Raw genomic sequence first — 4667 nt, 5'->3', positions numbered from 1 at the left:
ACACCAACACAACATTGATGTCACGCAAAGCGACGAAACGTTACCGGGAAAGGCTCAGTGGTTCGATGAGGTTTCTCCGCTGGGCCTGGGGGCAGTCCATGTGCCTCAGCTCCGGGCGAAACTCGTCCTCGACCCGCAGCACTAGTTCGTAGGTGTCCAGGGAGAATGCGACACGGTCTGGATTCTGGTCCGTCAGATAGACGAGATCCACGGCGGCGCGGACGTTCCGGTCGGCGATGACCCGCCGGCAGGCCCGCTGCAGGTATTCGAGATCAAGGTCGGGGCGCCCGTCCCGCAATCGCACCGGATACTCCGCCAAACTGGCCAGTGGCGCGCCCCGCAACAGGGCTTCGGGGCTGCGAAGACGTCTGGATGCCGTCCCGGGCTGTCCCGGGTCGGTGCCTGTCGAGCCGGGGAACGGCGGCTTCGTCGTGGGCTTTGCCCGACCCGTCCGCGCGTCCACGATTCGTTGCAGCAGGAGATCGCCGGCTTCCGCCTCGTCGAACAGGTCGAAGGCCTTGATGTCGCCGAGCAGCTTGGGGAGACGGCAGTCCGCGACCCTGGCAGGTAAATATTCACTCCCCGCCCGGCGCCTGAATATTTACCTGCCAGGCGACCTACTCCGCCCACGCGCGGTCGTCGGCATGGTAAGAGACGAAGAAGTCGTACTCGGCTCGCTCTTCGGCGCCCTCCGGTTCCGGAACGGCCGCCTCCCGCGGGTTCGTGTCGTCCATAAATGGCAGCATGCCACCCGGCGTTCAACTGCCCGGTCCGCGCTGCCGGCCAGACTCGGCCGGTTCGTCGATGGTGGTCAGGACGTCCACCGAGGTGAGGGTCAGCAGGCCGGCTGCGGGTGAGGGGGCGACCGGATGGCCGCGCCGACCGGCCCACAGGGCACGATGCCGGGGCCGGTCCGGACCCGCCTGACCCGCCTGACCCGCCTGACCCGGCACGGGCTCGGGCGATTCCTGGCCGACTGGGACGCCGTCCTCGCGCAGGTGGCCCGATGATCAGCACGGGACGGTTTAGCCCTGGATTGCCCCGGATAGGGGGATGTCGTGTCGGCCGGGTCGGAGCCACCAGTTGGGACCTTCCTCGACCGGTTCGTCCTGCCGGCGGATCCAGCCGCTCCCGGTCAGGCCCGGCGGAGGCTGGCGGCGGACCTGGCCGGCAGGGGCGTCCCGGCCGAGGTGACCGAGACCGTCCTGCTGCTCGCCAGCGAGCTGGTCACCAACGCCGTGCTGCACGGCCACGGCGAGCCGGTGCTGGAGATCCGGACCACGGAGAGCACGGTGTGGGTGGGGGTGCGGGACCCGGACCACCATCCGCCGCAGGCGCGCCCCACCGACGCCGACTCGCTCGGCGGCCGCGGCCTGCACCTCGTCGACGCCCTCGCGGAGGACTGGGGCGCGGTGCCGGTCGCCGGCGACGGCAAGACCGTGTGGTTCCTCCTACGGCGCTGACGCCGGCCGCGGGCGCGGGATCGCCAGGCAGGCCAGCCGGGCGAGGACGACCGCCGTGTCGGTGATGATCCAGCCCAGGTCGTAGGCGTCGGTGAGCGAGCCGAGGTCGCCGGCCGTCGCCCCGCCGAGTGCCGCGACGAGCAGGGCGGTCCCGATCACGGTGCCGATCTGGCGGGCCATGGTCACCACCGCGGAACCGGTGGAGAAGCTCGCCGCCGGTAGCGCGGTGACGGCCGCGCTGATCAGCGTCGGCAGGATCAGCCCGACGCCGACGCCGGTGAGCAGCATCCCGGGCAGCATGGCACCGACGTAGTCCGGACGCGGGTCCAACCGCAGGATCCACCAGGTGATCCCACCCGCGAACACGACGCAGCCGGCGGCGGCCACCCGCCCCGCCCCGAGGCGGGCCACCAGCGGCCCGGCGGCGATGGCCAGTCCCGGCACCATCAGCGGTCCGGGGGCGATGGCGAGCCCGGTCCGCAGCACCGACCAGTGCCAGACGTTCTGGCACCACAGGACCCCCGACAGCAGCATGGCCGCGAACGCGACGCTGAACACGAAGGCGGCCACCGAGGCGGTGCTGAAGGTCCGCACGCGCAGCAGCGGCAGCGGCAGGACCGGCGAGGGATGGCGCGCCGAGCGGTAGACGAACGCGGCGAGCAGCAGCGCGGCGGCGCACAGCGCCCCGACGACGCCCGCCGAGCCCCAGCCCCAGTCCGGCCCGCGTACCAGGCCCAGCGCCAGCGCCGCGATCCCGACCGTCAACAGGACCGCACTCGCCAGATCGGTCCGTGCCGCGCCGGGGCGTTGCGGCGGGTGGGGCAGCACCCGCGGTCTGGCGACGAGTACGGCGAGCGCGACCGGCAGGTTCACCAGGAACACCCACCGCCAGTCGAGCTCGGTCAGCAACCCGTCCGCGACGGGGCCGAGCGCGGCCGCCAGCCCGCTCACCGCCGTCCAGGCTCGCACCGCCGCTCCGCGTCGCGCGGGCGGCGGCGCCGCGAGCAGCAGGCCGAGGGAGGAAGGGGTCATCACGGCGGCGCCCGCCGCCTGCAGCACCCTGGCGGCGACGACGAACCACACGGTGGGGGCGACGGCGCACAGCGCGGAGGCCAGCGCGAAGATCCCGGTGCCGACGAGGTAGGCGCGGCGCGGGCTGGTCCGGTCGGCGAAGTTCCCGGCCGGCACGAGCAGCGCGGCGAAGACGACGGCGTATGCGTTCAGCATCCACGACAGCGACGACAGCGACGACCCGTCGAAGTGCCGGCCCATGTCCGGCAGGGCGACGTTGACGATGAACAGGTCGAGGTTCGACATGGCAACCCCGGCCGCCACCACCGCGAACACCCGCCCGAACCGCCCAGCCGGCGCGATGCTGCCCGCGTCACTGCTCGTCGTGGGTGGTTGCCGAGATCGCAGCGCCGATTCGGGGCTGTTGTCCATGCTCGCTCATCCCTCGTCCATAAGTTTGAAAACACAACCGACACGGCCAGAGGGGAGCCTAGCCACAGCGAGTTGGATAATCCAACGATCGGAGGATGGGCGAGGTGGCGCGGTTCTGCGGAATACCTTGATCGTCAGGGTCGGGTCAGGGCTTGGACGAGTGGGTTCGCCGGGCCCCCAACCGTCATCAGCCTCCAGCAGTTTCCGACGCAACCGCCAGACGCCGATTGAACATCCGCCAAGGACGGTGATGCCGCGGGCGGCGAGCGGCCCGCGCCGTCGCGCCGCCGGGGCTGGTGGGTGACGTCCCTTGACAGGGCGTCGGTCCCGGCGGCGCGGCTACCGCCCGGGCGTCACCAGACGACGGGTAGCGTCTCCGCTCGGCCGATCGGAGCCTTGAGTTCGTAGCGCAGCTCGGTGGGCGCCACCGCGAGCCGCAGCCCGGGGACCTTCTCGATCAGCGTGCTGAGCACCTCGGTCAGCTCGACCCGGGCCAGGTGCGCGCCGATGCAGTGGTGCACGCCGGCGTCGAAGGTCAGGTTCGGGACCAGCTTCCGGGTCAGATCGAGGCGGTCGGGGTCGGTGAACACCGCCGGGTCACGGCTCATCGCCGCCAGCGGTACCACGACCACCTCCCCGGCGCGGACGACGAAGCCGCCCAGATCGACGTCCTCCGTCGCCACCCGCGGGAAGGTCATCGACAGCGGGTGGTAGCGCAGGAGCTCCTCGATGGCGTTGGGCATGCCGCCCGGGTCGGCGACGAGGGCCTCCCAGTGCGACCGCTGGCTGAGCAGCGTCGTGATGACATTCGTGATGACTCCGCCGGTGGTCTCGAATCCGCCGATGAGCAGCGTCATCGCGAGCGAGTGCAGCTCGGTCTTGGTGAGTGTGCCGTCGTCGTCGGCCGCGGCGATGAGCACGTCGAGCAGACCCTCCGGGCTGTCGGTGCCACCGGCGGCGGCCTTGCGCGCACGCACCAGCTCGCCCATGTACCCGTACAGCGCGAAGAGCCCTTCGGCTGCGCCCGTCGGGTCGAGATGGAACCGGAACAGCGACTCGCTCCAGGTCCGGACCTTCTCCCGGTCGAGGTCGGGGACGCCGAGAAGCTGGCAGATCACCTCGATCGGCAGATGGAAGGCGAGCATGCGGATGTCACCCGGCGCCTCCTGGGCCGTCATCGCGTCGATCCGGGCCCGGGCCGTCGCCGCGATCCAGGGCCGCATCCGCTCGATCTGACGGTGCGCGAAACCGGCGTTGACCATGCGCCGGATCCGGGTGTGCTCCGGCGGGTCGAGCCAGAGCATGGAGTTCGGATCGGGCATCTGGCCCGCAGTCAGGGGCGGGGAGAAGTCCAGCGTCCTGGTGCGGGAGAAACGGGAGTCGGCGAGCATCGCCCGGGCCGGCGCATAGCGGACGATCAGCCAGATCGGGAGCTGGCCGGGACCGAAACGAACACGGATCGCGGGCGCTTCCCGCGCATATTCCGCCAGGCGTCCCGAGGAATGCGGCGAGAACGTGTCGTCAAAGGGAAACGAGGGGATTTCCTGGTCGTGCTGCACGGCTTCGGTAATCGACATGGAGAGTGGACTTCCTTTCGCTGCGAGAGCAGGGGGGAGCAGTCGACCGATTGTTGCATGCAGGTGGTGAAGACGGTGAAAAATGGGCGCGAATCGACGTCAAGACAGCTTGTCGCCAACATGCTCTGCATACGGCCTGCTTCTGGCAGGAGAAGGTCACGCGGCACGGCGCTGGATGTCGGGC

Annotated in this window: 5 protein-coding genes; 2 read left to right on the top strand and 3 right to left on the bottom strand. The window is 70.6% G+C overall.

What is annotated here, in order from left to right; translation table 11 throughout:
- Positions 1 to 40: 40 nt before the first annotated feature.
- A complete protein-coding gene (locus tag G6R25_RS21760; protein ID WP_163554388.1) occupies positions 41 to 304 on the bottom strand; it encodes a hypothetical protein in 264 nt (87 codons plus the stop codon).
- Positions 305 to 869: 565 nt separating this feature from the next.
- Here G6R25_RS21760 and G6R25_RS21750 point away from each other — a divergent pair.
- A complete protein-coding gene (locus tag G6R25_RS21750) occupies positions 870 to 1010 on the top strand; it encodes a hypothetical protein (RefSeq protein ID WP_163554387.1) in 141 nt (46 codons plus the stop codon).
- Between the two features lie 48 nt (positions 1011 to 1058).
- On the top strand, positions 1059 to 1463 hold the full coding sequence (locus G6R25_RS21745) for an ATP-binding protein (protein WP_136449555.1): 405 nt from the start codon (positions 1059 to 1061) through the stop codon (positions 1461 to 1463).
- Here G6R25_RS21745 and G6R25_RS21740 read toward each other — a convergent pair.
- Entirely contained in the window at positions 1452 to 2906 is a 1455-nt protein-coding gene (locus tag G6R25_RS21740) for an MFS transporter (protein WP_163554389.1), read from the bottom strand. The two genes, G6R25_RS21745 and G6R25_RS21740, sit on opposite strands and share 12 nt — an antisense overlap.
- Before the next feature lie 353 nt (positions 2907 to 3259).
- Positions 3260 to 4483, bottom strand: a complete 1224-nt coding sequence (locus tag G6R25_RS21735; protein WP_136449467.1) for a cytochrome P450 — start codon at positions 4481 to 4483, stop codon at positions 3260 to 3262.
- Between the last annotated feature and the right edge of the window lie 184 nt (positions 4484 to 4667).

The sequence above is a fragment of the Candidatus Frankia alpina genome, assembly GCF_902806485.1.
In the GTDB taxonomy this organism is placed as follows: Bacteria; Actinomycetota; Actinomycetes; order Frankiales; family Frankiaceae; genus Frankia; species Frankia alpina.
This window is presented reverse-complemented; position numbering and strand designations above follow the sequence as displayed.

Excerpts from the sequence above, each read along its gene's own strand:
- G6R25_RS21735 (WP_136449467.1), bottom strand. The coding sequence starts at position 4,483 with ATGTCGATTACCGAAGCCGTGCAGCACGACCAGGAAATCCCCTCGTTT.
- G6R25_RS21740 (WP_163554389.1), bottom strand. The coding sequence starts at position 2,906 with ATGGACAACAGCCCCGAATCGGCGCTGCGATCTCGGCAACCACCCACG.
- G6R25_RS21750 (WP_163554387.1), top strand. The coding sequence starts at position 870 with ATGGCCGCGCCGACCGGCCCACAGGGCACGATGCCGGGGCCGGTCCGG.